The organism is Streptomyces sp. MGP-BFMKR1 (assembly GCF_057766585.1).
This window is the reverse complement of the sequence record NZ_CM173408.1, coordinates 4,387,067-4,413,217: the sequence shown is the minus strand read 5'-3', so window position 1 is coordinate 4,413,217 and position 26,151 is coordinate 4,387,067. Positions and strand designations below refer to the sequence as shown.

Here is a 26,151-nt window from a genome sequence, read left to right as displayed (position 1 = left end):
ATTGCGTGAAACTCATGTCACCGCACGGGTCGGGGGTGTGCCTCTCCCCGACCGTGCTCCACGAGGAGCCCCTTGCGGTCGAACCTGGACCATGGCGAGGGGTGGCGTGCGCGGCGCGCCTGCCGACTGGTGCTCAGTGTGCGTCCCCCGCCACTGCTGAGGGTGGGCTCGACCGTCATCGATGAAGACGCTCGGACCCGCGATGGGGTTCCGGGTCGACCCAACTGCCCCCGCCCTTCAACAAGTGCATACCCCCCGAGGTGGGTATGACGCGCTGCCGGATGACGACAGTCGACCCCAAATCGATTGCTCGAAGGGCATTTTCCAGACAACTTCGATTCACCACAGACACCAACAACCCCACCGCCCCAGTGCTAGACATCGCCTTACGGGTGCGTGTACATGTGGAGCATTCGTAGCGACGCAACATGACATGGGGGTTTGCGATGCTATTGAGACGAATGCCCCTGCTTTCCGATCCCATGCCGCGGGCCGATAAAGCGCTAAAGATCGGAACGAATACGGGCATACTGCTCGATGAGCCCCGCCGCGTCGGCGGCCAGCCCCTATCCAGCGCCGGGAGCGGTCAACCATGAGTGCGCGCCGTCTTCCGAAAGTGGCTGGAATCGATTCTGCTGTGCCCGGCCCCTCCCAGAATCCCGCGCCCATCCCAGCCGCTCCCTCGCCCCCCGCCGACGCCACTCCATCGGCGCACCAGTCGGCCTCCGCGCCCCCTACGGGCCCCACCGGCGCGCCGTCCGCCGGCGGCACCCCGTACACCGCCGTGCAGGACCGGCTCGCCGGCTGGGTCTCGGACCTCACCACGCTGCACGAGCTGACCGAGCGGCTGGCCCACGCGACCACGCTGGACGACGCGCTGCGCGAGTTGCTGCGCGCCGGCGCCGCCCTCGTCGGCGCGCAGCGTGGCATGGCCGCGCTCGAACCCACCGACGGGCTCGGCCCCGAGCTGACCATCGGCCTCGGGCTCGGCCGGGCCGAACTCGGCCACATCGAGACCATCCCGCGCGCCTCCGGCTCCGTCGGCCGGCTGCTCGACGGGCTGCCCGCGCCCGCCGCGCGGCCACCGTACGGCGGCGAGCGCCCGGGGCCCGCGCCGACCGGTCAGCCGACCCCGGACGGCGCCGCCCCACCCGACGCCGCCTGGCCCAGCGAGGTCGCCCACCCCGACATCGCCAGCGAGGACGACCTCGACCCGCACCACCGCGAGGTGGCCGCCCGGCTCGGCTACGCCGCCAGCTACGCGCTGCCGTTGGAGCCGCGCGCCCAGCCGCTGGCGCCCCCGCACGACGCGGCGGGCCACGGCCCGGACGACGCCACCGCGCCCGGCGCGGACGGGCCCGCCGGGCGAACCCCCGTCACCCCGGTGAACCCCGCGCTCGTGGTTGACCCGGCGCCACCGCGTGGCCGGATCGGTGCCGTGGTGTGGCTGTACGACGAGCCCACCGAGCCGACCGCGCGCCAGCGCCACCTCGTCGGCCTCTACTGCCGGTACGCCGCCGAGCACATCGGCCGCCACATCGAACTGCACCGGGACCGCCGCACCGTCGCGACGCTGCGCGAGGAGTTGCTGCCGAGCCGGCTGCCCCGGGTTCCGGGCGTGCGGCTCGCGGCCCGGCACCACACCGGCCCGTTCGGCGGCGGCGACTGGTACGACGCGCTCCCGCTGCCCGAGGGCGCGCTCGGGCTCAGCATCGGCGGCGTCACCGGCAGCGGGCCGAGCGCGGTCGCGGCGATGGGCCGGCTGCGGGCCTCGCTGCGCGCGTACGCGGTCCTCGAGGGCGAGGACCCGGTGGCCGTCCTGTCCGACCTCGAACTCCTGCTCCGGCTGACCGAACCCGCCCGCGCCGCGACCGCCCTCTTCGCCTACTGCGAGCCGGCCCACCGCTCGGTGGTCCTCGCCGGCGCCGGGCACTGCCCGCCGCTGCTCATCGGCGACGAGCACACCGCGTACGTGGAGACCTCGCTGTCCGCGCCGCTGGGCATGCTCGCCTGCTGGGAGGCGCCGAGCGTGGGCATAGAGCCGGGCCCCGGCGAGACGCTGCTGCTCTACAGCGACGGGCTGCTGCGCCGCACCGGCGCGCCGATGGACCAGGCGTTCGCCCGTCTGCACGCGGCGGCTGCGAGCGTGCCCCGGGCCGGTCGCCGCGACCCGGACGCGGTGGTCGACCACGTGCTGCGGGCGGTGCTGCCCGACGGCCCGGGCGCCGGGCGCGGCCCGCTGGAGGCCGCTGCCGCCGCCGACAACGAGGACATCGTGTTGTTGGCCGCCTGCTTCGACTAGTGACCACCCCGCCCCGCGCGCCCCGAACTCGGCGGCGAGGCGGGCCCGGCCCCGCCCGGCGGGCCCGGCGTGACAGGCGTCACGCGCCGCGCGGCCGTGCCGTCGCGGAGCCGTGGGCCGGCCGCCTGCGCCGCCCGTGCCCGGCGCCGGCCCCGCGAAGCCGCCCCGGGCCGGCGCGGCCGGGAGCGGGCCCGGGGAACCCCGGGGCGGGCCGGTGGGCACTTCTCCCAGGTGGAGCTTTCGGGCCCCTCCGTACCGATGCGTCCCGCCCCTGCGGGGGACGCGCCGCTCACCCATACGATGGGTAAGGTCCCCAGGCCCGAGGCCAGGGGCGGTCCAGTTCGAGGAGGAGACGTGACCGAGGAGCCCACTCCGGAGACCCTGGAGAGCGACAAGCCGATCAAGCAGCGTAAGAACGCGCTCTACCTGGGCGTGTCCGATGAGCTGGCCGAGAACATGCAGAGCGGCTGGGCGGACACCGAGCTGCACGACCTGCGGCCGATCCCGCAGGCAGAGCACACCGCACGGCGCCGTGCCGCGCTCTCCGCCCGCTTCCCGGGCGAGCGGCTGGTGATCCCCGCGGGCAACCTCAAGACCCGCTCGAACGACACCGAGTACAGCTTCCGCGCCTCCAGCGAGTACGCGCACCTCACCGGCGACCAGACGCAGGACGGCGTCCTCGTCCTGGAGCCGACCGGCGCCACGGGTCACACGGCCACCCTCTACCTGCTGCCGCGCTCCAACCGCGCCAACGGCGAGTTCTGGCTCGACGGCCAGGGCGAGCTGTGGGTGGGCCGGCGCAACAGCCTCTCCGAGGGCGAGCAGCTCTACGGGCTGCCCTGCGCGGACGTGCGCGAGGTGGCCGGCGCGCTGGCCGAGGCGAGCGGCCCGGTGCGCATCGTGCGCGGGCACGACGCGGGCCTGGAGGCGGCGCTGACCGACAAGGTCACCGCCGAGCGCGACGAGGAGCTGAAGTCCTTCCTGAGCGAACTGCGCCTGGTCAAGGACGAGTTCGAGATCGCCGAGCTGCAGAAGGCCGTCGACTCCACGGTGCGCGGCTTCGAGGACGTCGTGCGCGTGCTCGACAAGGCCGAGGCCACCTCCGAGCGCTACATCGAGGGCACCTTCTTCCTCCGAGCCCGGGTCGAGGGCAACGACATCGGCTACGGCTCCATCTGCGCCGCCGGCCCGCACGCGACCACCCTGCACTGGGTGCGCAACGACGGCCCGGTCCGCCCCGGTGAGCTGCTGCTGCTCGACGCCGGCGTCGAGACGCACACCCTCTACACGGCCGACGTCACCCGCACGATGCCGATCAACGGCACGTTCAGCCCGCTCCAGCGCAAGATCTACGACGCGGTGTACGCGGCGCAGGAGGCGGGCATCGCGGCGGTCAAGCCGGGCGGGAAGTACCGCGACTTCCACGACGCCGCGCAGCGCGTCCTGGTCACCCACCTCGTCGAGTGGGGCCTGGTCGAGGGCCCGGTGGACCGGGTGCTCGAACTCGGTCTCCAGCGCCGCTGGACGCTGCACGGCACCGGCCACATGCTCGGCATCGACGTGCACGACTGCGCGGTCGCGCGGCGCGAGACGTACTCGGACGGGACCCTGGAGCCGGGCATGTGCCTGACCGTGGAGCCCGGCCTGTACTTCCAGGCCGACGACCTGACCGTGCCCGAGGAGTACCGCGGCATCGGCGTGCGGATCGAGGACGACATCCTCGTCACGGAGGACGGCAACCGGAACATGTCGGCCGCCCTGCCGCGCACCGCCGACGAGATCGAGCAGTGGATGGCCCGCCTGAAGGGCTGATTCCGCACCGTACGGCGGCTGGCACGCGCCGGCCGGCGCGTGGCCCGTACGCGGGTCCGCCCGTACGCCGCCGCACACCGCACCACCCGCCACACCGGCACCCACGCGGCCCGGTGGCGAAGCGCCCGACGAGCTTCGCCACCGGGCCGCGTCGCGTGCGCCCGCCCGCCTCGCCCGGCCCCCGGCCCCCGGTCCCAGAGAGGCGGCGGGCCCAGCCCGCGCTACCGCTCGCCCGCGTCGGCGGCGGGGTGGCGGAAGACGCCCGCGCGGGCGGCCTCGTAGGCCGCGGCGGCCGTGGTCTCGGCGAGGTCCTGGTCGATCGGGCCGCGCGAGATCAGCAGCCGGTAGTAGAACGGCGCCCCGAGCGCGGCGATCACCGCGTCGGTGTCGGTGTCGGCCGGCACCTCGCCGCGCTCGATGGCCCGCCGCACCAGCACGGCGGCCTCGCGGCGGCGGTCCCGGAAGAAGTCGCGCAGCATCTCGGCGGCGTACGGCTGGCGCACCGCCGCCGCCACGACCGCCTCCATGACGCGGCGGTTGCGCGGCGCCGCGTAGAACCCGCCGATCCCGCTGGCCAGCCCGAGCAGGTCGGCGCGGAGCGAGCCGGTGTCCGGCAGCGCGATGTCGGCGCTCTTGTCGATCATCAGCTCGCAGATGATCCGCTCGACGCTGCCCCAGCGGCGGTAGACGGTCGCCAGGTGCACGCCGGAGCGCTGGGCGATCTTCTCCATGGTGAGTTCGCCGTAGCCACCCTCGCCGAGTTCGTCGAAGGTCGCGGTCAGGACGGCGGCCCGGGTACGCGCCGTCCGGCCTCCCGGGCGGACCGACCCGGGGGTGGGCTCCTCTTCGCTCATGCGCTCCCCAAGTTGCCCTGCACGATCACGGCCCATATTCTCCTAGCCAATCTAACGCGAACGCGCTCGCATTAGATTCGCGCAGCACGCCGCGTGGCAGGGGCCCCACAGGGGAGGACCTCTGCCATGCGGCAGGCTCGCCGCACCGCGCCACGGCGGCCCGTCGCACTGGCCGCCGCGCCGCGCCGCCCCGTACGGTACGGCCATGACCGGCACCCCCGCCCCCGTGCCCGGCCTGCCCACCGCCGTCCGGGACGTGAGCGTCCGGGTCCTGAAGAACATCGGGAGCTGCGGCCCGTACGCCTATGTCGTGGCGCAGTTCGAACCGCCCGACCCGCGCGACGGGCCGCCGGGCCCGGACGGGTTGGAACTGCTCAACGCGGTGCCCGAGCGGCACCTGCCTCCGGAGTTCCTGCCGGCGCTGCGGTCGGGGCTGGTGGCGGGGCTCGACGGCGTGGCCGCGACCGTGCTGCTCACCGACGGCGGCTTCCACGAGGTGGACTCCTCCGAACCGGGCTTCCGCCTCGCGGGGCACTGCGCCGGGCGGGCCGCGCTCATCGGCGCCGGCCTGCTGCCGCCGCACGAGGCGGCCTCGCTGCCCTGGACGACCTGGCCGGGCCGCCCCTGGCTGGGGCCCAAGCGGCGCGCGGGCCGGGGAGCCGGGGGAGGAACCGGCAGGCGCGGCGCCGGCGGCCCTTGAGCTGAACCGTGGTTCATGTTCCAGGATCTCCTCCACCGGCGGGCCGCGCGGAGGCGGTCCCGCCACGAGCGAGGAGCCTGCCATGTCCGATGCCTTCACCGTGCTCGTCACCGGCGCGACCGGCAACCAGGGCGGGGCCACCGCCCGCGCCCTGCTGGCCCGCGGCCGGACGGTCCGCGCCTTGGTCCGCGACCCGGACAAGCCCGCCGCGCTGGCCCTGCGGACGTTGGGCGCGGAGCTGGTCAGGGGTGACCTGAACGACGCCGGGTCGCTGCGCGCGGCCATGGCCGGCGTGGACGGCGTGTTCAGCGTGCAGCCGCTGGCGTACGAACCGGAGACGCTGGCCACCGAGGTCCGCCAGGGCAAGGCGGTGGCGGACGCCGCCCGGGAGACGGGCGTGGCGCACCTGGTCTACAGCTCCGTCGGTGGCGCCGAACGGAACACGGGCATCGGCCACTTCGAGACCAAGGCCGAGATCGAGCGGCACATCCTGTCCCTCGGTCTGCCCGCGACGATCCTGCGGCCGGTGTTCTTCATGGACAACCTGCTGCACTACGCCGACGCGCAGGGCGAGCGGGTGCTGGAGCTGCCGGTCAGGCCGGAGCGGCCGATGCAGATGATCGCCAGCGAGGACGTCGCCCGCTTCGTCGACGCGGCCTTCACCGACCCCGACCGCTACCTGGGCCGGCAGCTCGAAATCGCGGGCGACGAGCTGACGTTCACGCAGGTGGCGCAGGTCTACGAGCGCGTCACCGGCACCCCGACGCGGCTGGCCCCCCTCCCCATCGAGGAGCGGATGTTCGCGTGGTTCGCCGAGGAGGGCTACCGGGCCGACATCCCGTCGCTGCGCGCACTCCGGCCGGACATGCTGACGTTCGAGGAGTTCCTGCGCGCGCGGCTCGCGCCGGCGCGCGACTGACCCCCCGGCCCGCGCGGTGGCCGGGCCCCGCCGCGCGGGCCGCCCCGGGTCGCGGCCAGCAGCGCGCCGGCGAGCAGCACGCCCGCGCCCGCGCCCTGGAGCCGGCCGAAGGACTCGCCGAGGACGAGGGTGGCGCAGAGCGTGTTGATGACGGGAACGGTGAACATCATCAGCGAGGCGGTCGCCGGGCCGACGCGGCGCACGCCGCGGTAGTAGAGGAGGTTGGCCACCGCCGCCGCGCCCACCGCCAGGTACGCGAGGTTCAGCCAGGTGCTGACCGACAGTTGGGACCACGCGGTGGCGGGCAGGTCGGGCGCCGCGAGCACGCCGAGCAGGGCGGCGCCGGCACACATCGCGTACGTCGTGGCCCGCAGCGGCGCCATGCCGGCCATCGCGCGCGGCCCGGCCAGCGTGTACGCCGCCCAACACACCGCGCTGAGCAGGAACAACGCGTCGCCCCACAGCCGTTCGCCGCCACCCGCCGCGCTGCCGCCGGCCCCCAGGAAGAAGATCGCCGCGCCGACCAGGCCGAGCCCCAGCCCCAGCACGCGCCCCGCACTCGGCCGCTCCCTCCCGGTCACCAGCAGGAACGCGCTGGTCAGCACGGGGCTCAGCACGGGGATCAGGATGCCAGCGTCCAGCGCGGGAGCGAGCGAGAGGCCCCAGAAGAAGCACCCGTTGTACGCGAAGACCCCGAGCACCCCGGCGGCCATCGCCGGCCAGGCACCGCGCACCGGGACCGGCGGCCCCCCGCGACCGAGGAACCGCAGCGCCACCAGCAGCGCGAGGGCGCCGCCCCCGAACCGCAGGAAGGCGCCCACGGTGTGCGGGACGTCCGCCACCACCGCCTTGGAACTGGAGAAGGCCACGCCCCACAGCGCCATCGTCGTCAGCAACAACAGGTAAGGATGGCCGGCGCGCCGCCCCGGGCTCGCGCCCGTCTCCGTACCCGCCGTCCCCGTACCCGTGTCCGCCGCCCCGCTCGCGTTCGTGTCCGTGCTCGCGTCCGTGCCCGTGTCCATGGTGCTGACTGTGCCGAGCACGGACACCGCACGCCTTGAACGCTGGTGCGCCCGGCACAATGTCCGCCATGTCAGGCGGATCAGCGGACAGGTCCACGGGTGGGGTGGCGGGCGGCGGGAACCGGGCGCGGTACTGGCGGGACGCGACGCGGCCGGTGGAGGCCATGCACGCGCACTTCCACGACCACGTGTACGCGCTGCACAGCCACGACACGTACTCCTTCGGCATCACCGACGAGGGCGCCCAGCGCTTCCGCTGTCGGGGCGCGGACCACACCAGCGCCGCCGGGATGGTGATGGCGTTCAACCCCGACGACGTGCACGACGGGCGCGCGGCCGTCGAGTTGGGCTACCACTACCGCATCGTGCACCTCGGCCCCTCGGTGGTCGGCGGCATCCTCGCCGACGCCGCCGACACCACCGGCGGCCGGTCGCCCGCCATGCCGCTGTTCACCCGCCCCGTGCTGACCGACCCGTGGCTGGCCCGCGCCCTGACCAGGCTGCACGTCGCCCTGCTGGGCCCGGCCGACGCGCTGGCCCGGGACGAGACGCTGACCTCGGCCGTCCTCGCGATGGCCGGGCGCGGCGCGACCCGCGCGCCGCGCGTGCGCACCCTCGCGGGCGGCGGCCAGCGCCGGGCCGCCCGCCGGGCCCGCGCCGCGCTGGACGAGGCGCCGCTCACCCCCGTGTCGGCGCAGCGGCTGGCCGCGGTGGCCGGGTGCAGCCGGTTCGCCCTCTACCGGGCCTTCCGCGCGGAGTACGGCATGGCGCCCAGCGACTACCAGCGGCTGCTGCGCCTGCGCCGGGCGCGCGCCCTGCTGGCCAGCGGCGTGCCGCTGGCCGAGGCCGCCACCGCGACGGGCTTCGCGGACCAGGCCCACCTGCACCGCTGGTTCAAGCGCAGCTACGGCATCACGCCCGGCACCTACCAGCGCGCGGCGGGCTGAGCCGGGCAGGGCGGACGCGGCGAGCGCCGGTCAGGCCCATGGAGCCGCATGGTGCTGTGGGTTGGCGCTCGGTGTGGGGGACGAGCGGGGTGAGGGCGGGCGGGGGGCCGTCGGGCGCGCCCGTTCGAAGCGGAAGCTCTGGTCCTCGTATCCGGTGCACAGGGCCTGCACCAGTTCGGCGCCCTCGGTACGCGGGGGCAACAGGCCGAGGCACAGGCCGCTGTCCAGCGGGCGCAGGCGGTAGCCACGGCCCACGGGTTCCAGCCGGAACCTCTGGTGCGGTTGCCCGGTGCACTCGCGCGGGGACACCAACTCCTCGCCCTCCCCCGCGCCGTGTGGTGGCTCGTCCACGCTCAGGCAGCCCTTGTCGTGGACCGGATGGTGCCACTGCACGCGGTAGGTCGAGCCGCTGACGTGCTCCAGGAACACCCGGGGTTGCGGGGCCCGCTCGCACGGGAGTTGGACGGCGACGGGGCGGTCGGTGCGGCGGTTGCGTTCCCGGCCCTCCGTGACGCACAGCCGGGGCGCGTCCACCGGACGCATCGTCACCCAGCCGCTGGGCTCGGGCGGAGGGGCCGCGCCTTGGCCGTCGCCGGACGGGGACTGGAGCCAGAGGGCGAGCGAGAGCGCCAACGCCGCGCCCACGCCGGCTCCGAACGAGACCGGCACGAGGGACCTGAAAGGCCGACGGGCGACGGCGGGCCACCAACGGCCGTGCCGGGCAACGGGTTCGGGCGGCGGCTCGGCGCCCCGCGCCGGGGCGGCCGACCCCGCTTCGGCCGCCGAGCGGGACGCTCCCGAGCGCGCTGGGGGTGGGGCCGGGTCGGGGGGCACGGGGTGCCCGGTCGCGGTCTCCGGCGGTCCCGGCGGCCTCCGCTCCCGACGCGGGTCCACCCCCTCGGTCCGTGGACCCGACTCCTCGGTGCGTGAACCTGGCTCCTCGGTGCGTGGACCCGCCTCTTCGGTCCGTGGTGGGTCCGTCGCCGTGGCTCGCGCGCTCGCCGCGAGGCGCTCGCGCGCGTCCAGCCAGGCGCCGACGGCGGCGTCGCCACCACAGGCGCGCACGAAGGCGATGACGAGTTCCGCGCGCGGAAGCGCCGTACGCGCCAGGGCCCCGGCGACCGTCGCGCGCGGCAGTACGTCACCCACGGCGTGCGCGCGGCGCTCCAACTGCCGGTAGCTGAGACCGGCCTCGTCCCGTAACGCGCGCAGTGCGGCGACGTACTCCGCGGGTGTCCGCGCCGCCCTCGGGTCAGATCCCACTGTCCCTCCCCCTGCCAGGCACCGCCTCGCCCAACGAGCCTAGCGGCGGGGGAATCCGAGACCCGGCAGGCGCGGGCGAGGCGACCGAACCGCGATTTGTGTCGGCCGGCCCAGGGGTATGGGCGACGCCCGCCGCTCGGGCGGGAGCGGGCCGCGGGCCCGTCGGGCAGCACGCGGCTCACCGCCCGGCGCCGAGCGCGGGGCGGGCCGGGTCGCCGGGGCTCTGGGGGCTGCCGGAGCACTGGGGGCGCCGGGGCTGCCGGGGCGCTGGTCAGGGCGCCGGGTGCGGGGCGTCGGCGAGGGCGTGCGTGGCGGGGGTGCTCAGGACGCCATGAAGGGCGCGTCGTCCCGCCACTTGAGAATCTTGTCGAAGCTGACGACGGTGCCGTCGCGCCCGGAGCGGTTCCGGTAGCGGACGCGGTCGGTGAGCTCCTCGATGAGGAACAGCCCGCGCCCGTGCTCGGCCAGGGGCGTGTCGCGGGGGGTGACGGGCTGCCGGGCCTGGTGCGCGGGGGCCTGACAGGCGGGTTGCGGGGCGCGCGCGGAGTGCGCGGCCAGCGTGCGGGCGTGACGGCCCCGGGGGAGGCCCGGACCCGAGTCGGTGACCTCGATACGACAGGTGTCGCCGTCGATGAAGGCCGTCACGCGGTAGTCGGTGGTGGACGCGTCGCCGCCGTGCTCGACGGCGTTGGCGCAGGCTTCGGAGAGGGCGAGGGAAAGATCGTAGGAGACATCGGGGTCCACACCCGCCGTCTCCATGGCGCCCACCAACAGGCGCCGGGCGAGGGGCACGCTCGCGGCCTCGCGCCGCAGATGGAGGGACCACCAGATGCTCATGCTCCAGCCTCCCGGTCGCGGCTCGACATATCGATACGTATTGCCTGTCCCGGAGGTCGGTAAGCCCGCCTCCGGTGTGACTACGCTCATTCGGCGGATGCGGTTGAGGGCGTAAGCGGTGTAAGGACCTGGGGCGCAGGGCCATCCGTGTGACGCGGGTGGCGCCTTCCGATGGCCCGCGGCACCCGTGCCGCCGGTCGCCGGTGGGGCGTCCGGGGCGGGGCGTACGCGCCGGATGTCGGAGCGAGCCCCGCCCGGCGGCGTACGCGGTCCCGGACGAGAGCCCGGGACCACGCCGTCCCCCACCGCTTCCTCACTCACCGCATCCCGTCGCTCACGCGAGTCCCCCGGCACCCCGGTGTGAAACCCGCCGTGCCGGGGCGCTTTCCGCCGGGCGGGGCGGGCCGTCGTCCCACGGGCCACCCGAACGCGCCGCCGCCACGTGGCCCACCCCGTAGGCCATGCGACGGGCGTCGGCGAGGAACCACCGAAAGGCCCCCACCCCTGCCGTGAGGGGACGTTCCGCCCGGTGGGATGATGGCGCGGCCATGTTCTGCCGCACGTCGCTCCGTCCTCGCCCCTCGGGGAGCTCACCGCTCCGCGGGCGGATGGTGCGTGCCGGCGCCGGGTTGCGGCTGCTGCGCGCCGCGTTCTTCACCACCGTCTGTGTCGCGCTGACCGCCGGCGGCCACGTGCTGGCCTCGTGCGCGGCGGTGCCCGGGTGGACGCTGGGCGTGGCGTGGCTGGTGACCTTCGCCGTGGTGGCCCCGCTGGCCGGGCGGCAGCGCTCGCTGCCGGGCATCGCGGCCGGGCTCGCCGCCGGGCAACTCGTCCTCCACTCGCTGTTCGCGCTCGCCCAGCGCGGCGTGGCCGGCCTGCCGGCCGTCGGGCACGCGCACACGCACGGCGACGGCGCCCAGGCGCTGCCCCCCGGCGTGGCCTCCGACAGCGCCGACGGGCGGCTGATCGTCCTCGCCGCGCGGCTGGTCTGTGACGAGCCGGGCCAGATCTCGGTGGACAAGGCGCGGCGGATCGTCGACGACTCCGGGCTCGACCCCGAGCGGCACGCGCAGGCCGGCACGGCCGTCGCGGGCGCGGCCCGGCACGCCTCCGGGTCCGTCCTGGACGCGGTGCTGCCCTCGCTGCCCATGCTGCTCGGGCACCTGCTGGCCGCGCTCACCGCCGGCTGGCTGCTGCGCCGTGGCGACGCCGCCCTGTGGCGCGTTGTCGCGCTGTCCGCGGCTCCCGCCCGCGAGGTCGCCGACGCGGCGCTGGTACGCACCCTGCGGGCCGCGTTCGCGCTGGTCGGCGCGGTGTGCGCGGGGCTGTCCCGGTCCGCTGTCGGGCCGCGCCCGTGGACGGCCAGGGCGGCGGGCGAGACGCCCGCGCGGCCCCGGGCCCTCGCGCTGCACCACGCCGTGATCCGGCGCGGGCCGCCGCGCTACGACCTGGCGGCCTGACGCGAGACGCCCACTCCGGTACGGCCGGGGCGGTGTCGCGCGGTCGCCCACCGCTGCGCTCACCTTCCCCGTCACGTCCCAGGAGATCCCGTCATGAACGCCGTGCACCCCTCGCACCCGGCGCCCGCCGCCACCGACACCCACCCGACCCCTGTCCCCGCCACGGCCCCGGCCGCGACCCGCGCGCGGCGCGCGGGCGGCGCGGGGCGGCGGCTCGCCGGCGCGGGCGCGCTCGCGGCCGGCGCCGTCCTGCTGTGCTCCGTGCCCGCCCTGGCGCACGTCAGCGTGCAGCCGGGCGAGGCCGAGCGGGGCGGGTACGCGACGATCAACTTCAAGGTGCCCAACGAGCGCGACGACGCCTCGACCGTGAAGCTCGAGGTCAGCTTCCCGGCCGAGCACCCGATGTCGTCCGTGATGCCGCAGCCCGTGCCCGGCTGGCAGGTCAAGGTCACCAAGGGCAAGCTCGACAAGCCGCTGGAGTCGCACGGCAAGAAGATCACCGAGGCGGTCAACAAGGTCACCTGGACCGCCGACGGCGACGGCGTGCGCCCGGGCCAGTTCCAGCAGTTCCCGCTCTCCGTCGGGCAGCTCCCGGAGAAGGCGGACCACCTGGTCTTCAAGGCCCTGCAGACGTACTCCAACAAGGAGGTCGTCCGCTGGATCGAGGAGCCCAGGGAGGGCGCCCCCGAGCCGGAGTCCCCGGCCCCGGTACTCAAGCTCGTCGCGGCCGACGCCGCCGGTACGGGCGGCGCGACCGACGCGAAGAAGGACGCCGACGCCGCGGGCGAGGGCACCTCGGGCCAGCCGGCGAACGCCGGCTCCGACGACGACAGCGACACCACGGCGCGCGTGCTCGGCGGCGTGGGCATCGCGGCCGGCATCGCGGGCGTGGCCTTCGGCGTCCTCGCCGGCCGCCGCCGCTCGGCCTGACCCCGCCGCCCGCGCCCCCGCCCGCGCCCCCGCCCGGGCCACGCACGGCCGCTCCGTCCGCCCGACCCGTCGCCCACCGTGCCCGCCGCTACCGCGGCGCGGCACGGGACGCGCGCGAGCGGGCCGTACCGGGCTGAGCCGTGCGCGGGCGGGTCGCCGCGCGTACGGGAACCGACCGTCCCACCCGCTCCCCTGCCCTCACCCACTCCCTCACCCGACCGTCCAGCACCAGCACCCTCTGGAGAGAACTCCATGCGCAGCAAGTCCGCGGGCGTCGCCCTCGCCGCCGTCACCGTGCTCAGCCTCACCCTCGCCGCCTGCGGCGGAGGCGACTCGGACGACAAGGGCGTCGCCACCGTCAAGTCCTCCCCCTCGGTCAAGGACAAGGGCGCGATCGTCCTCGACACCCCGAAGCAGAAGCCCGACCTGGTGCTCACCGACACCGACGGGAAGAAGTACGACCTCATCGAGCGGACCAAGGGCAAGCCGACCCTGGTCTACTTCGGCTACACCTACTGCCCCGACGTGTGCTCGATGGTCATGAGCAACGTCGCCCTCGCCAAGGCCAAGCTGCCCAAGGCCGACCAGGACAACCTCCAGGTCGTCTTCGTGACCACCGACCCGGACCGGGACACCCCGAAGCGGATGCGGAGCTGGCTCGACGGGCAGGGCGGCAAGGACTTCACCGGCCTCACCGGCGACATCGAGACCATCCAGGCCGCGGCCAAGCCGCTCGGCATCTTCATCGAGAAGCCGAAGAAGGAGAAGGACGGCACCGTCACCGTCAACCACGGCGCCGAGGTCATCGGCTTCTCGCCCAAGGACGACAAGGGCCACTGGCTGTACATGACGGAGACCACCACCACCGCGTACAGCCGCGAGCTGCCCAGCATCGTGAAGGGGCAGAACCCGTGACCCGCCCGCCACAGGGCCCGGCGACAGCGCGGGGCCTCCGCGCGCGCCGGGTGTCCAAAACGGCGCTCGCCGGCGCCACCTCGCTCGCCCTCGGGCTCGGCGGGCTGCTGCTCACCGCGTGCGGGTCGGACGACGACAAGGACGCGGGCGGCTCCGCGAAGCTGGCCGTGGCCGGCGCGTACCTGCCGCAGCCGCCCACGCCGGACATCGCGGCCGGCTACCTGAGCGTGCGCAACTCCGGCGACGCCGCCGACCGGCTCACCTCGGTCACCACGGCGCTCTCGGACCGCGTCACCATGCACACGACCGAGGGCACCGCCATGCGCCGGGTGACGGAGTTCGAGGTGCCCGCGGGCGGCGAACTCAACCTCGCCCGCGGCGGCGACCACCTGATGCTGGAGAAGCTGTCCCGCCAGCCGAAGGTGGGCGAGACCGTCACGCTGACCCTGCACTTCGCCAAGTCCCCGGCGATCGAGGTCAGCGTCCCGGTCAAGCCGACGTCGTACCAGCCGGAGGTCTGACCCGCATGCCCCAGCCCCCTGCCCAGCCCCGGTTGGACGACCGTTCGTCCGCGCCGGCGCGACCGGGCGCGTCCCGGTCGCGCCGGGCGCTGACCGTGCTCGGCGCGCTGCTCGCGGCACTGCTGTGCGCGCTCGGCGCCGGCGCGTCCCCGGCCGCCGCGCACGCCGCGCTGACCGGCACCGACCCGGCGAAGGACGCGGTGCTCCAGCGGGCGCCCGAACGCGTCACGCTCACCTTCTCGGAGGGCGTGCTGCTCTCGGACGACTCGGTGCGGGTGCTCGACCCGCGGGGGGAGCGGGTGGACGACGGCAAGCCGGCGCACGTGGCCGGCAGGTCGTCCACGGCCACCGTGGGGCTGCGCTCCGGGCTGCCCGAGGGCACGTTCACGGTGGCCTGGCAGGCGGTGTCGGAGGACAGCCACCCGGTGGGCGGCGCGTTCACCTTCTCCATCGGCGCACCCTCCAAGACCTCCGTCGTGCTGCCGAGCGCGGAGCCCGACGAGACGGTCTCGGCGCTGTACGGCATCGCCCGGTACGCGGCGTACGGCGGGTTCGTGCTGCTGGTGGGCGGGTGCGTGTTCGCCGGTCACTGCCACGCCAACCGCGCCGTGCGGCGGGTGGCGGCGACCGGCTGGGGGACGCTGTTCGGCGCCACCGTCACGCTGTTGCTGCTGCGCGGCCCGTACACCAGCAGCGGCAGGGGGCTCGGCGCCGCGTTCGACCTCGGCCTGCTGCGGGACGTCCTGGACACCAAGCCGGGCACGGCGCTGCTGTGCCGACTGCTGCTGCTCGCCGCGGCGGCGGTGTGCGTGGCGGTGCTGTTCGGCTCGTACGCGCCGGCCGGCGACGGGCGGGCCCGCGGCACGACCGGCCGGCCCGCGCGGCCCGCGCGCGGTGGCGGCCGGACGCCCGTGGCCGGTCCCGCCCTGGCCGGGCGGACCGACCTGGCGTGGTCGGTCGGCGTCGGGGGCGCCCTCGTCGCCGGTGGGCTCGCCGCCACCTGGGCGCTGGCCGAGCACGCGTCGGTGGGCATCCAGCGGGCGCTGGCCGTGCCGGTGGACATCGTGCACCTGCTGGCCGTGGCCGTCTGGTTGGGCGGGCTGACCGCGCTACTGGTCGCGCTGCGGACCGAGGCGCGGCTGCCCCGGCTCGCGGTGCGCCGCTTCTCGCGGTTGGCCTTCGGCTCGGTGGTCGCGCTGGTGGCCACCGGGCTCTACCAGTCCTGGCGGCAGGTCGGCTCGTGGCACGCGCTAACCGACACCGAGTACGGGCGCTGGCTGCTGGTGAAGGTCGGCCTGGTGGTGCTCCTGGTGGGCGTCGCCGGCCTCTCCCGGCGCTGGACGTTCCGCCTCGACACCCCCCACGACACCGCGCCGGCCACGCGCGGCGCGGCGGCGACGGCCAAGGCCGAAGCCCGGGCCAAGGCCGCCTCGGAAGCCAGGCCGGAAGCCGAGCCGGAGCCCACGTCGGAGCCCACGTCGGAGCCGAGGCCGGAACCCGGGGCAGCGGCCAAGGCCGGGGGCAAGCCCAAGAACAAGACCAAGACAGCGGCCAAGGCCGGGGCCAAGGCCGGAGGCAAGGCCGCCGACGGTGGGGCGCGGGCCGCGCAGTTGGCCCGGCAGCGGGCGGCGGTCAGCGCGGCCCGCACCCGCCGCGAGCGCGACGCGGACCCGACGCGCTCCGGGCTGCGCCGCTCGGTGGCCGTCGAGACCGGCGTCGCCGTCGTCCTGCTCGCCGTCACCACCGTGCTCACCGGCACCCAGCCGGGCCGCGCGGAGACCGAGCAGGAGGCGGCTGGGCAGAGCGTCACCACGGGCCCGGCCACCCTCAGCGTCCCGTACGACACCGGGGGTCCGAACGGGCGCGGCACCGCCGAGGTGACGCTGGACCCGGGGCGCTCGGGCGACAACACCTTCCACGCCTACCTCACCAACCCCGCCGGCAAGCCCGCCGACGTTCCCGAACTCAAGGCGTCCCTCACCTTGCGGGAGCGCGGCATCGGCCCGCTCGGGATCTCCCTCAACCGCGTCTCGGCGGGCCACTGGAGCGCGACCGGCGTGCAACTTCCCATGCCAGGCGACTGGCAGCTCTCGTTGACCGTACGCACCTCCGACATCGACCAGGTGACGGAGACCGACACCCTGAAGGTCGGACCATGACTTTGGACTCCATCTCCCGCCGCCGCCTGCTTGGCACCGCGGGGGCGGCGGGCGCCGCCGGGCTCGTCGCCGGCGGCGCGAGCGCCGTGGCGGCGGACCGCGCGACCCGCGACGACGCCGGCACCACCGCGCTGACCAGCATCGGCGCCTCGGCCGTGGACTTCGGCGGCCGGGCCCGCGCGCACGGCACGCCGCAGGCCGGCATCCTCGACCCGCACCAGGTCCACGGCCACCTCGTCGCCTTCGACCTCGCCCCGCGCGCCGACCGCAAGGCCGCCGCCGCGCTGCTGCGCCGCTGGACCCAGGCCGCGCGGGCGCTCGTCGAGGGCCGCCCCGCGGACCGCGAGGACACCGGCAGCGCCCTGGACGCGGGCCCCGCGTCGCTCACCGTCACCATGGGCTTCGGGCGCACCTTCTTCGGCAAGGTGGGGCTGACGAAGCAACTGCCGCAGGCGCTGGCCCCGCTGCCGGACTTCTCCTCCGACGTGCTCGACAAGGCCCGCAGCGACGGCGACCTGTGGCTCCAGATCGGCGCCAACGACGGCCTGGTGGCCTTCAACGCGCTGCGCGTCCTGCAACGCGTGGCCGGCGACACGGCCAGGGTGCGCTGGCAGATGACCGGCTTCAACCGCACGCCGGGCGCCACCGACAAGCCGCGCACCACCCGCAACCTGATGGGCCAGATCGACGGCACCAACAACCCCAAGCCCGAGGAGGACGACTTCGACGCCCGCGTCTTCGTCCCCAAGGGCGGCGACGCCAGCTCCCCCGCGTGGATGGCCGGCGGCTCGTACGCGGTGGTGCGGCGCATCCGGATGCTCCTGGACACCTGGGACCACCTGTCCCTGGAGCAGCAGGAGCGCGTCATCGGCCGCCGCAAGTCGGACGGCGCCCCGCTCTCGGGCGGCACCGAGACCACGCCGGTCGACCTGGAGAAGTTCACCGAGGACGGCTCGATCGCCATCCGGGGGGACGCGCACGTACGAGTGGCCGCGCCCGAGTCCAACCAGGGCGCGGCGATGCTGCGCCGCCCGTACTCGTACCACGACGGCTTCCGCGACGACGGCCAGCCGGACGCCGGGCTGCTGTTCATCGCCTGGCAGGCGGACCCGATGCGGGGCTTCGTGCCCGTCCAGCGCAAGCTGGACCGGGGCGACGGCCTCTCCCGCTTCCTGCGGCACGAGGCGAGCGGCCTGTTCGCGGTCCCGGCGGCGGCGAAGCCGGACGAGTACGTGGGGCAGCCCCTGCTGGAGGGCTGAGCGCGCCGTCAACTACCCTGCTGGACAAGGGACTTCGCGTACGCGACGCGGGCCGGTGGCCGGGCCGCGGGGGCAGCCCGGCCCGGCCACCGGGGTGGTGGCGGGGCCGGGGCCGCCCCCCGAACGGTGCGATGGGAGCGAGATGACCCGGACGGCGCCGCATGCGCGGGATGGGCTCCTGCGGGTACGCGTGGGCGGTGTCGGTCGAGCCCGTAGGACCCGCGTGTGGCCCTCGGCGTAAGGCGCGGTCCTGCGTGGTTCAGGCCATCAGGGATGGCGCGGCAAGGCGTACCCGCTCGTTGAGATCACGCGCGGCTGAGTTCTTAAGGTGCGGGCGGATCAGGCGGGTCATTTCTGTGACGCGCCTGTCCACCTTCCAGGATTGAATCGATGGGTACCCGTCCACCACTTTTCCCCAGGTAGCGCACGCCGCGTCCAAATGACCCAATGCTAGCTGTCGCTCTGCCAGCAGTGCACCGAATTGCAGATCACCCCTGCGGGAATCATGCTCTGGGTCCCGCAAGCGAAAGCAGAACTCCAGCGATTCCACACTTCCGGCACTATCCCCTAGATAGTGCCGGACTTGCGCTGTGTGATAGGCGAGTGTAGCCGCATTGTAGCCGCCGAATGTTCCCGGTCGGCTCTGCGCCTTGCTCAGTTCGGCCTCAGCTTCCGTGAGAGATCGGAGGGCGTTGACACGGTCCCCCGCAACGGCATAAGAGTGAGCCTGTTGCCCTGCCATGAAAGCGATCATTCTTGGTCCGGCAACAGGAGATGCCTCGCTGGCAGCATTGGCGAGGTTGACCGCCGTAGGACCGTGTTCCAGGTCTACCGATTGAACAGACATACCACGGAGAATGTGACAGTAGGTCATGTGGTCGGCACTGGCGCCGGCTAATTTCAGGCCCTGCACATAGTACCGCTGAGCGATACCGTGCAAGCCTTCGTCTACCGCCATCCAACCCGTGAGATAACTAAGAAAGGAAGCGGCGGACATCATTTCCTTACGCACTCTGCCCGGCGCGTCCGCTTTCAGATAGGGGGCAACAATGTTCACCATAAACGCTGCGGCCATCGGCCGCGCATAGCGACCACCGAACTCATCATCAAGACCAGAAAGCCGATCCGTCATCGCACTTACGGATTCGACCTCCGGCATGCCGATGCGCCCCATTCGGCCATTCTGCACAGCCTCCATACGCCCCACGACGTCCTGCCATCCGGGAATGGCTAGAGCGACTGAGAAGAGGCGTGCACCGACCCCTATAACGCCGCGCCGCGATGGGTCCATATCCTGTCTTCCAAAATTCAGAAGCCCCTCTACGATGCCATCATCGGATGCGTTTTCAGCAGGTGCTGGAAAACCTGCCTCAGCATACGTAACCGGGCGCCCGAGGCGCCGGGCAAGACCCTCCAGAATTAAGGGGCGGGTACCCTCCTTGGGAAGATGTCCCGCCAACCACTGATGAATGGAAGCCTCGCGGTAGCGCAACGGCGTCCCGCGCTCCGTGCCGATCTTGTTGACCTCCTGCGCCATCTGTCGCAGCGTCCAACCACTTTCGCGGTACAGCCGCATCAGACCCTCGTTCGCCCGCCGGTCGCCCACGCGTGCCCACCTCCCCGCCGCTTAAATGACGACCGTTGGCACTTGATCGACATCAATCCCAACGGCCAGTACGGCTTCATCCCCGAACTTCAGCAGCCCATCACGCACGCCATCGCCGATGCACTAGAAGGACATACGTGACCACTCTTGGGGCGGAACGCCGCCGCATGACCGCTGCCATGACGGTAACCGGAGCACTTCGTTCACCACACTGGATCGACGCCTTCGACTCTGTGCCACGTGAACTCTTCGTTCCGTGCTTCTCAATGCGCACAGGAGCCGAATCCCGCGTCTACCAGAAAAGCGACCCCGGGTACGCGAGTGCTGTCTATACAGACACTTCCCTGATCACTCGATCGGACACGGCGGGAACTGCCACCAGCTCGTCAAGCGAACCGTCACTCATGGCCCGGATGTTGGAGGCGTTCGCCTCCGCCGTTGGCCCCGTTCTGGAGATTGGCACCGGCACCGGGTACAACGCGGCTCTCCTGTGCCACCACTACGGCGCCGACCAGGTGGTCAGTGTGGACGTTGACCCCGAACTCACAGCGGAGGCCCGCGAGAAGCTGGCCCGCCTCGGCTACAAGCCGACAGTCGTTACCGGCGACGGTACCGCTGGATGTGCGGAGCGTGCCCCTTACGGCGGTCTCCTGGCTACCTGCGGGGTGGAGCGCATCCCCACACCCTGGCTCGCCCAGATCCGACCTGGCGGCGTCATCGTCGTGAACATTGGTATTGGCGTCGCCCAGCTCACAGTGGACGACGAGCACAGCGCGTCCGGGGGATTCCTTCCGGACACCGCCTCGTTCATGCGCGCTCGCCCCTCCTCCGAACACGTCGCCGAACGAGCCTCCAAGTACGCCAGCCTTGTTGTCAACGGAAGTGGCCGAAGCCGTACGTTCGACGTTCCGAAAGCGCCAGGCAGCCGCGAGCAGTTCCTACGCGAGCTGATCCATGCCGAATGCCTGGAAGTCGCTATGACTCAGCATGAGGTCTTGAGCCTGTCGCTCGTTGCCGACACCGGCACGACCGTTCACGGTCTGGTGCACCCGCGTACAGGTTCTTGGGCACGCGTCACCCTGGGCAGTGATGACACCGTGCTGGTGGTTCACGATGGCCCTCTTGACCTGTGGACCGAGCGCTTCGCGCTTCTCTCGGATTGGATCGACGCTGGCCGACCGTCCCCTGATGCCTACTGGCTCACGGTGGACGCCAGCGGGGAACATATCCTTCGTCGGGACGTTCCCGGGGGAACCGCCTGGAAACTCGGCAAGCCCACTCAGTGAGACGGGCCGTCCGCCCCGCCTTTGCCACACCTGCGCGTTCGCGCCCACGACGCGGGCCGGTGGCCGGGCCGCGGGGGCAGCCCGGCCCGGCCACCGGGGTGGTGGCGGGGCCGGGGCCGCCCCCCGAACGGTGCGGCCCCGGCCCCGCGGCTCGGGTGCCGCGGTCCCGGTTCAGGCGCCGGCGGCGCGCTCCTGGCCGGCCGCGTAGTAGGCGAGCAGTTCCGGCGCGAGGGGCGGCACGTCGAAGGGGGCGCCGCCGGCGCGCAGCGAGCGGGTGGCCAACTCGCCGGCGGCCACGCTCATCCGGGCGGCCACCGGCGAGGTGTCGGTGGCGCCGCCCTCGCGCACGAAGCGGCAGAACTCCGCGATGATCCGCTCGTCCGCGCCGCCGTGCGAACCCTTCGCCTCCGGCACCCGGAACTCCGCGTCGCCACCGGACCGGTAGCCGGTCGGGCCGGTGTTCCACAGCTTGACCAGGTCGCCCGGGCCGTCGCCGAAGTTCTCGATCCGGCCCTCGGTGCCGATGACCGTGTAGTTGCGGAAGTAGTCGGGGCTGAAGTGGCACTGCTGGTACGCGGCGATCACGCCGTTGTCCAGCCGCATGTTCATCACCGACACGTCCTCGACGTCCACGACGTGGTGCAGGTCGCGGCGCGCGGTCGGCGGCCAGTCGAACTCGCGCAGCCAGCCCTCCGGGCGCGGCGTGTCAGGCTCCCGGCGCGGCAGGTCGCCGTAGACCATGAGGTCGCCCAGCGCGTTCACCCGCTCGGTGTAGCCGCCGGCCAGCCAGTGCACCACGTCGATGTCGTGCGCCGCCTTCTGGAGCAGCAGCCCCGTGGTGCGCCGCCGGTCCGCGTGCCAGTCCTTGAAGTAGTAGTCGCCGCCGTACGAGACGAAGTGCCGCACCCACACCGTCTTCGGCTCGCCGATGTCGCCCCGCGCGATCAGGTCGCGCATCAGCCGCACCACGCCCATGTGCCGCATGTTGTGCCCGACGTACAGCCGGGTGCCGCTCTCGTAGCCGGCGCGCAGGATCGCGTCGCACTGCTCGACGGTGATGCCCAGCGGCTTCTCCACGTAGGCGGGCTTGCCGGCGGACAGCGCCGCGCGGGCGATGGCCTCGTGCGTGTCGTCGGGCGTGGCGACGATGACCGCGTCGATGCCCGGGTCGTCCAGGAGCGTGCGGTGGTCGGCGACGGCCCGCGCGCCATCGAACCGCTCGGGCACCCTGGCGCGCACCGCTTCGTCGGTGTCGGCGACGGCGGCCACGACGCTGCCGCGGCCCGGCCGGTGCGCGGCGACGGCCAGGTTGGCGCGCAGCCCGAGGCCGATGACTCCGATGCGCAGGTCTTCCATGTCCTTCTCCCTCGGTGACCGGCGCGCCCCGCCCCCGGGGGGCGACGGCAGGGCGCGCCGGCGTGGATGGCCGGTCTCCCGGTGCGGCTACTTGCCCTGCTTGCCCTGTTTGCCCTTCTTCTCGCTGGCCAGCGACTCCTCGTACTCCCTGCGGATGCGGTCGCCGCCGCCGGAGCGCCAGCTCTTCAGGAGTCCGTCGAAGTCGGAGAGCGACTTGCGGCCGGCGATGATGTCGAGCACGCCGTCGTTGAGCGCCTTGGTCAGGGACGCGCCCTTGTCGGCGTTGGTGTCGGAGTAGTGGCCGATCACCGGGCTGGCCTGGCCGATTTTGAGGAGTTCCTGCTGCCAGCCGTGGATGCGGCGGGTCAGGTCGGACTTGCCGGGCAGGTAGAGGTACTCGGGGGCGTTGGCGAGGAAGGCCAGCGGCATGGCGGTGGTGACGGCCTCCGCGTTGCCCTTGTCGGTCAGCACGACGTCGCCGTCGCCGGTGCGCTTGTGGTGGGTGCCCTCGGCGCCGTTCTCCAGGAACAGCCGCTCCTCGGTGCCGAACGGCGCGGCGAGGTAGTCGAGCACGCCGAGCAGGGTGGGGATGCGCTTGCTGTCGGCGCCCTTGCTGATCGCGGTGAAGCCGACCGAGCCGGCGCCGAAGTCGAAGTGCGCGGTGACCCCGGGCTTCGCGGCGAACGGCACGATGACGCCGAAGGGGAACTCGTACGTTTTCACGTCCACCAGGAACGACGGGAAGGACTGCACGTAGGCGCCCAGCGTGCCCTGCGCCATCTTCTCGCGCGTGGTGGTCAGGTTCGGGTCCGGCCAGAAAAGCCCGGCCTTGAACACCTTGACCGCGAATTCCAGGGCCTCGAAGTACTCGTCGGTCTCGTACCGCGCGGTGAGCTTTCCGCCGTCGAGCCGCCAGGACGAGGGCGCGCCGAACCACTGCGCGAACATGTTGTGCGCGTTCACGTACGCCGGTTCCAGGACGTACTTCTTACGCCGCGTGTCGAGGAGTTCCTTTCCCTTGTCCAGGAAGTCCTGCGCGCTGTCGAAGGCGTATCCGCCGACGGGCTTCCAGAAGTCCTCGTTGACGACGTAGATCTGTCCCATGCGCCCGTACGCGACGGGAACTCCGGCGATCTTCCCGTTGATGACGGCGGTCTTCCACGCGTAGTCCGGGAGGTTGGCCAGGTTGGGGTACTTCTTTACGGCGTCGCCGGACAGGTGCGAGGTCAGGTCGTGGAACTTGGCCTGCAGGAGTTGCGGGACCTTGCGCAGGCCCTGGTTGGGCGGGAACCACACCAGGTCGGGAATGTCGCCGCTGGCGATGATGGCGTTGAACTTCGTGAGGTACGCGTCGGCGCCGCTGTCCACGACGATGTTCATCTTGAGCTCGGAGCCGAGCCGCTTGTTGAGTTCTTTCCAGTAGCGGTTGCGGTCCATCGCGGGCGCCGGCGTCGTGAACGTCTCGGTGAGCGCGCTGATCGAATCGCCGTCGCCCGGCGGCTTCGGCACCGAGCGCACCAGCTTCTTCGGGTAGCGCAGGTACGCGGCGTCCAGGCCCTCCGCGTTGCCGGCGAGGTCGGCGGGCGCGACGTTGGCGGGCACGTACGTCGGCAGCTTGACCTTGCGGAATCCCTCGGCGCCCTTGCCGGTGGCGCTCGTTCCGGTGGTGCAGGCGGTGAGCGTGCCGAGCCCGGTCGCGGCGATTCCGGCGGCGCCGGCGACGCCGAGGAAGCGGCGCCGGTCGAGGCGGTTGAGCGCGGCGAACACGGACGGGGAGTCCGTTCGCGTCTCGCGCCGACCGGTCGCGTGCGCGCTGTTCTCCTGTTGCCTGTCGGACTGCTGAGGGGGCATCTGACGTTCTCCTGACGGGTGGTGCGCCGAGAAAAAGGGTGCGGGGGTGACAGACGACGGGCCTTTCAGCCCTTGATGGCGCCGGTGAGCACGCCCTTCGCGAAGTACTTCTGGAGGAAGGGGTACACGCACAGAATCGGAATGAGCGCGAGGATGAGCACGGCCATCTGGAGCGAGATGGACGGCGGGAGCTGACTGACGCCCATCGCCTTGGCGTTGATGCTCTCGCCCTGTACGACATAGGAGCGCAGGACGACCTGGAGCGGGTATTTCCCGGAGTCGTTGAGGAACAGCAGCGCGTTGAAGAAGCTGTTCCAGTAGCTGACCCCGTAGAACAGGCCGACGACCGCGATGACCGCCTTGGACAGCGGCAGCACGACCCGGCACAGGATGGTCAGCTCGCCGGCGCCGTCGAGCCGCGCCGCCTCGTACAACTCGGTCGGAATTCCCTGGAAGAAGGCCCGCACCACGATGACGTTGAAGACGTTCAACAGGACCGGCAGGACCAGCGAGGCGTAACTGTCCAGCATGCCGAACTCCTGCACCACCAGATAGGTGGGGATGATGCCGGGCGTGAACAGGAACGTGCCGAGCACCAGCAGCAGGATCGGCTTGCCGCCCACCATGCCGGGGCGGGACAGGCCGTAGGCGAGGGCGATCGTGCACAGGACGCTCAGCACCGTGCCGACGCCCGTGACCACGACGCTGACCATCGCCGCCCGGGTCACCACGCCGCCCTGGAGCAGCACGTTGTACGCCTCGAACGTCGGGTGCTCCGGGATCAGCACGTAGCCGCCGTTGGCGTCCAGCTCCTCCTGGCCCGCCAGGCTGGTGCCGAGCGCGAGCAGGAACGGGTAGCCGACGGCCACCACGATCAGGACCAGGACGATGGCCTTGGCGCCCTGCCCGTACCAACTGGGCCGCTCCATCCACGGCGGGCGCTCGGGGCGGGCCCGGCGGCGCCGGAAGCGGGGGCCGCCGGGGCCGCCCGATGGGCCTGGGGCGGGCGACTTGCGCGGGGACAGCAGCGAGGTGGTCACTTGTACACTCCCTGCTCGCCGAAGCGGTGGGCCAGCTTGTTCGCGGCGAGGATCAGCACCAGGCCGATCACGCCCTTCATCAGTCCGGCGGCCGTGCTCATGCCCCAGTCGCCGTCCACGACGCCGTGGAAGTAGACGTAGGTGTCGAGGACTTCGGACGCCTCGGCGCCCACCGCCTCGCGCTGGAGCAGCATCTGCTCGAAGCCGACGTTGAGGATGTCGCCCAGGCGCAGGATCAGCAGCATGATGATCACCGGCCGGATGCCCGGCAGCGTCACGTGCCACATCCGCCGCCAGGGCCCCGCGCCGTCCATCGCCGCCGACTCGTACTGCGCGGTGTCGATGGAGGCCATCGCGGCGAGGAAGATGATCGCGCCCCAGCCGCAGTCCTTCCAGATCATCTGGGAGGTGACGAGCAGCTTGAAGGTGTCGGGGTTGGTCATGATGTTGCCGACGCCGACTCCGTGGTCGTTGAGGAAGCTGCTCACGGTGCCGGTGCCGCCGAGCACCTGCTTGAACATCGCCACCACCACGACCCAGGACAGGAAGTGCGGCAGGTAGACCACGGTCTGCACGAAGCGCCGCAGCGTCTCACCGACCAGCGAGTTCAGCAGCAGGGCCAGCGCGATCGGCGCGGGGAAGTACAGCAGCAGTTGGAGCGCGGTGATCTCCAGCGTGTTGTACACCGCCGTCCAGAACTCCGGCTGCTCGACGAGCGCGCTGAAGTTCTGCAGGCCGACGTACGGGCTGTGCTTGAAGCCCAGGAACGGCTGGTAGTCCTGGAAGGCGATGACGTTGCCGAGCAGCGGCAGGTAGAAGAACGCCCCGAAGTACGCCACGCCGGGCAGGCACAGCGCCAACAGCACCCAGTCGCGCCGCAGTCGGTGGCGCAGCGGAACGCGACCGAGCTTGCGCTGAGCTCGCTTTCCCTTCGGGCTGGGGGCCGCAGAGGGCGGGGCTTCGTGCTGCGACGTGCCCGGACGGGCAGACGAGGAAACGGAAGCCGTCACATTCACCTCCGGCAGTGAGAGCGAGAGCGGATGCGGGGCAGCCCGCCCGGGACGCGCGGAGACCGCCGTGCGAGGTGAGGTGACTGCCGAGTCCTCGTGGTG

Annotated in this window: 21 protein-coding genes; 12 read left to right on the top strand and 9 right to left on the bottom strand. The window is 72.9% G+C overall.

The features are described from left to right. Positions 1 to 592 precede the first annotated feature (592 nt). Positions 593 to 2,302 carry a PP2C family protein-serine/threonine phosphatase gene (locus AC3CHW_RS17050; RefSeq protein ID WP_488466991.1) on the top strand — a complete coding sequence of 570 codons (1,710 nt, stop codon included), beginning with the start codon at positions 593 to 595 and terminating at the stop codon, positions 2,300 to 2,302. Between the two features lie 354 nt (positions 2,303 to 2,656). Next, positions 2,657 to 4,114: an aminopeptidase P family protein gene (locus AC3CHW_RS17045; RefSeq protein WP_308117933.1), complete on the top strand. Its 1,458-nt coding sequence runs from the start codon at positions 2,657 to 2,659 to the stop codon at positions 4,112 to 4,114. Between the two features lie 221 nt (positions 4,115 to 4,335). On the opposite strand, the gene AC3CHW_RS17040 is transcribed toward AC3CHW_RS17045, so the two are convergent. After that, complete coding sequence (locus AC3CHW_RS17040; RefSeq protein WP_459246562.1) at positions 4,336 to 4,968, bottom strand: TetR/AcrR family transcriptional regulator; 633 nt, start codon at positions 4,966 to 4,968, stop codon at positions 4,336 to 4,338. A 205-nt stretch (positions 4,969 to 5,173) separates the two neighbouring features. Between AC3CHW_RS17040 and AC3CHW_RS17035 the strand changes: the two genes are divergently transcribed. Both AC3CHW_RS17035 and AC3CHW_RS17030 read left to right on the top strand, forming a co-directional pair. After that, positions 5,174 to 5,668 (top strand): hypothetical protein, encoded by a 495-nt coding sequence (locus AC3CHW_RS17035; RefSeq protein WP_488466990.1) that lies wholly within the window; start codon positions 5,174 to 5,176, stop codon positions 5,666 to 5,668. Positions 5,669 to 5,750: 82 nt separating this feature from the next. Continuing rightward, the gene (locus tag AC3CHW_RS17030) at positions 5,751 to 6,587 is read left to right on the top strand and encodes an NmrA/HSCARG family protein (protein WP_459246560.1); all 837 of its coding nucleotides are present in this window, start codon (positions 5,751 to 5,753) and stop codon (positions 6,585 to 6,587) included. Here the strand turns inward: AC3CHW_RS17030 and AC3CHW_RS17025 are convergent. Further along, a complete protein-coding gene (locus AC3CHW_RS17025; RefSeq protein WP_488466989.1) occupies positions 6,491 to 7,609 on the bottom strand; it encodes a DMT family transporter in 1,119 nt (372 codons plus the stop codon). The two genes, AC3CHW_RS17030 and AC3CHW_RS17025, sit on opposite strands and share 97 nt — an antisense overlap. Positions 7,610 to 7,677: 68 nt before the next feature. Here AC3CHW_RS17025 and AC3CHW_RS17020 point away from each other — a divergent pair, with 68 nt between their 5' ends. Further along, on the top strand, positions 7,678 to 8,556 hold the full coding sequence (locus AC3CHW_RS17020; protein WP_488466988.1) for an AraC family transcriptional regulator: 879 nt from the start codon (positions 7,678 to 7,680) through the stop codon (positions 8,554 to 8,556). A gap of 30 nt (positions 8,557 to 8,586) precedes the next feature. Here AC3CHW_RS17020 and AC3CHW_RS17015 read toward each other — a convergent pair whose 3' ends face one another. Next, entirely contained in the window at positions 8,587 to 9,819 is a 1,233-nt protein-coding gene (locus AC3CHW_RS17015; protein ID WP_488466987.1) for a hypothetical protein, read from the bottom strand. A 321-nt stretch (positions 9,820 to 10,140) separates the two neighbouring features. Further along, positions 10,141 to 10,656 (bottom strand): ATP-binding protein, encoded by a 516-nt coding sequence (locus AC3CHW_RS17010; protein WP_398612146.1) that lies wholly within the window; start codon positions 10,654 to 10,656, stop codon positions 10,141 to 10,143. Positions 10,657 to 11,264: 608 nt separating this feature from the next. Between AC3CHW_RS17010 and AC3CHW_RS17005 the strand changes: the two genes are divergently transcribed. From AC3CHW_RS17005 to efeB, 6 genes are all read left to right on the top strand, one after another. Next, positions 11,265 to 12,116, top strand: a complete 852-nt coding sequence (locus AC3CHW_RS17005) for a hypothetical protein (RefSeq protein ID WP_488466986.1) — start codon at positions 11,265 to 11,267, stop codon at positions 12,114 to 12,116. 93 nt (positions 12,117 to 12,209) lie between these two features. Next, positions 12,210 to 13,046, top strand: a complete 837-nt coding sequence (locus AC3CHW_RS17000; RefSeq protein WP_488466985.1) for a YcnI family copper-binding membrane protein — start codon at positions 12,210 to 12,212, stop codon at positions 13,044 to 13,046. A gap of 252 nt (positions 13,047 to 13,298) precedes the next feature. Then, complete coding sequence (locus AC3CHW_RS16995; RefSeq protein WP_176162813.1) at positions 13,299 to 13,961, top strand: SCO family protein; 663 nt, start codon at positions 13,299 to 13,301, stop codon at positions 13,959 to 13,961. Further along, entirely contained in the window at positions 13,958 to 14,482 is a 525-nt protein-coding gene (locus AC3CHW_RS16990; protein WP_488466984.1) for a copper chaperone PCu(A)C, read from the top strand. Before AC3CHW_RS16995 ends, AC3CHW_RS16990 begins: the two co-directional genes overlap by 4 nt. 5 nt (positions 14,483 to 14,487) lie before the next feature. Further along, positions 14,488 to 16,641 (top strand): copper resistance CopC/CopD family protein, encoded by a 2,154-nt coding sequence (locus AC3CHW_RS16985; protein WP_488466983.1) that lies wholly within the window; start codon positions 14,488 to 14,490, stop codon positions 16,639 to 16,641. Further along, positions 16,638 to 17,900: an iron uptake transporter deferrochelatase/peroxidase subunit gene (gene efeB / locus AC3CHW_RS16980; RefSeq protein WP_398612141.1), complete on the top strand. Its 1,263-nt coding sequence runs from the start codon at positions 16,638 to 16,640 to the stop codon at positions 17,898 to 17,900. Before AC3CHW_RS16985 ends, efeB begins: the two co-directional genes overlap by 4 nt. A gap of 259 nt (positions 17,901 to 18,159) precedes the next feature. Here the strand turns inward: efeB and AC3CHW_RS16975 are convergent, their stop codons facing one another. Next, positions 18,160 to 19,506 carry an NsdA family TPR-like regulatory protein gene (locus tag AC3CHW_RS16975; RefSeq protein WP_488466982.1) on the bottom strand — a complete coding sequence of 449 codons (1,347 nt, stop codon included), beginning with the start codon at positions 19,504 to 19,506 and terminating at the stop codon, positions 18,160 to 18,162. Positions 19,507 to 19,673: 167 nt separating this feature from the next. Here AC3CHW_RS16975 and AC3CHW_RS16970 point away from each other — a divergent pair, with 167 nt between their 5' ends. Then, entirely contained in the window at positions 19,674 to 20,792 is a 1,119-nt protein-coding gene (locus tag AC3CHW_RS16970; protein WP_488471082.1) for a methyltransferase domain-containing protein, read from the top strand. Between the two features lie 171 nt (positions 20,793 to 20,963). Here the strand turns inward: AC3CHW_RS16970 and AC3CHW_RS16965 are convergent, their stop codons facing one another. From AC3CHW_RS16965 to AC3CHW_RS16950, 4 genes are all read right to left on the bottom strand, one after another. Further along, complete coding sequence (locus tag AC3CHW_RS16965) at positions 20,964 to 22,148, bottom strand: Gfo/Idh/MocA family protein (RefSeq protein ID WP_488466981.1); 1,185 nt, start codon at positions 22,146 to 22,148, stop codon at positions 20,964 to 20,966. Positions 22,149 to 22,235: 87 nt separating this feature from the next. Beyond that, positions 22,236 to 23,999: a type 2 periplasmic-binding domain-containing protein gene (locus tag AC3CHW_RS16960; RefSeq protein ID WP_488466980.1), complete on the bottom strand. Its 1,764-nt coding sequence runs from the start codon at positions 23,997 to 23,999 to the stop codon at positions 22,236 to 22,238. A gap of 65 nt (positions 24,000 to 24,064) precedes the next feature. After that, entirely contained in the window at positions 24,065 to 24,928 is an 864-nt protein-coding gene (locus AC3CHW_RS16955) for a carbohydrate ABC transporter permease (RefSeq protein WP_176166239.1), read from the bottom strand. A gap of 107 nt (positions 24,929 to 25,035) precedes the next feature. Next, positions 25,036 to 25,932, bottom strand: coding sequence for an ABC transporter permease (locus AC3CHW_RS16950; protein WP_232110316.1), 897 nt, complete (start codon positions 25,930 to 25,932; stop codon positions 25,036 to 25,038). Positions 25,933 to 26,151: the final 219 nt, after the last annotated feature.

Bases quoted from the DNA above. Each gene is read 5' to 3' on its own strand.
- AC3CHW_RS17050 (WP_488466991.1), top strand. From the start codon at position 593: ATGAGTGCGCGCCGTCTTCCGAAAGTGGCTGGAATCGATTCTGCTGTG.
- AC3CHW_RS17040 (WP_459246562.1), bottom strand. From the start codon at position 4,968: ATGAGCGAAGAGGAGCCCACCCCCGGGTCGGTCCGCCCGGGAGGCCGG.
- AC3CHW_RS17035 (WP_488466990.1), top strand. From the start codon at position 5,174: ATGACCGGCACCCCCGCCCCCGTGCCCGGCCTGCCCACCGCCGTCCGG.
- AC3CHW_RS17030 (WP_459246560.1), top strand. From the start codon at position 5,751: ATGTCCGATGCCTTCACCGTGCTCGTCACCGGCGCGACCGGCAACCAG.
- AC3CHW_RS17025 (WP_488466989.1), bottom strand. From the start codon at position 7,609: ATGGACACGGGCACGGACGCGAGCACGGACACGAACGCGAGCGGGGCG.
- AC3CHW_RS17020 (WP_488466988.1), top strand. From the start codon at position 7,678: ATGTCAGGCGGATCAGCGGACAGGTCCACGGGTGGGGTGGCGGGCGGC.
- AC3CHW_RS17010 (WP_398612146.1), bottom strand. From the start codon at position 10,656: ATGAGCATCTGGTGGTCCCTCCATCTGCGGCGCGAGGCCGCGAGCGTG.
- AC3CHW_RS17005 (WP_488466986.1), top strand. From the start codon at position 11,265: ATGGTGCGTGCCGGCGCCGGGTTGCGGCTGCTGCGCGCCGCGTTCTTC.
- AC3CHW_RS17000 (WP_488466985.1), top strand. From the start codon at position 12,210: ATGAACGCCGTGCACCCCTCGCACCCGGCGCCCGCCGCCACCGACACC.
- AC3CHW_RS16995 (WP_176162813.1), top strand. From the start codon at position 13,299: ATGCGCAGCAAGTCCGCGGGCGTCGCCCTCGCCGCCGTCACCGTGCTC.
- AC3CHW_RS16985 (WP_488466983.1), top strand. From the start codon at position 14,488: ATGCCCCAGCCCCCTGCCCAGCCCCGGTTGGACGACCGTTCGTCCGCG.
- efeB (WP_398612141.1), top strand. From the start codon at position 16,638: ATGACTTTGGACTCCATCTCCCGCCGCCGCCTGCTTGGCACCGCGGGG.
- AC3CHW_RS16970 (WP_488471082.1), top strand. From the start codon at position 19,674: ATGACCGCTGCCATGACGGTAACCGGAGCACTTCGTTCACCACACTGG.
- AC3CHW_RS16965 (WP_488466981.1), bottom strand. From the start codon at position 22,148: ATGGAAGACCTGCGCATCGGAGTCATCGGCCTCGGGCTGCGCGCCAAC.
- AC3CHW_RS16960 (WP_488466980.1), bottom strand. From the start codon at position 23,999: ATGCCCCCTCAGCAGTCCGACAGGCAACAGGAGAACAGCGCGCACGCG.
- AC3CHW_RS16955 (WP_176166239.1), bottom strand. From the start codon at position 24,928: ATGGAGCGGCCCAGTTGGTACGGGCAGGGCGCCAAGGCCATCGTCCTG.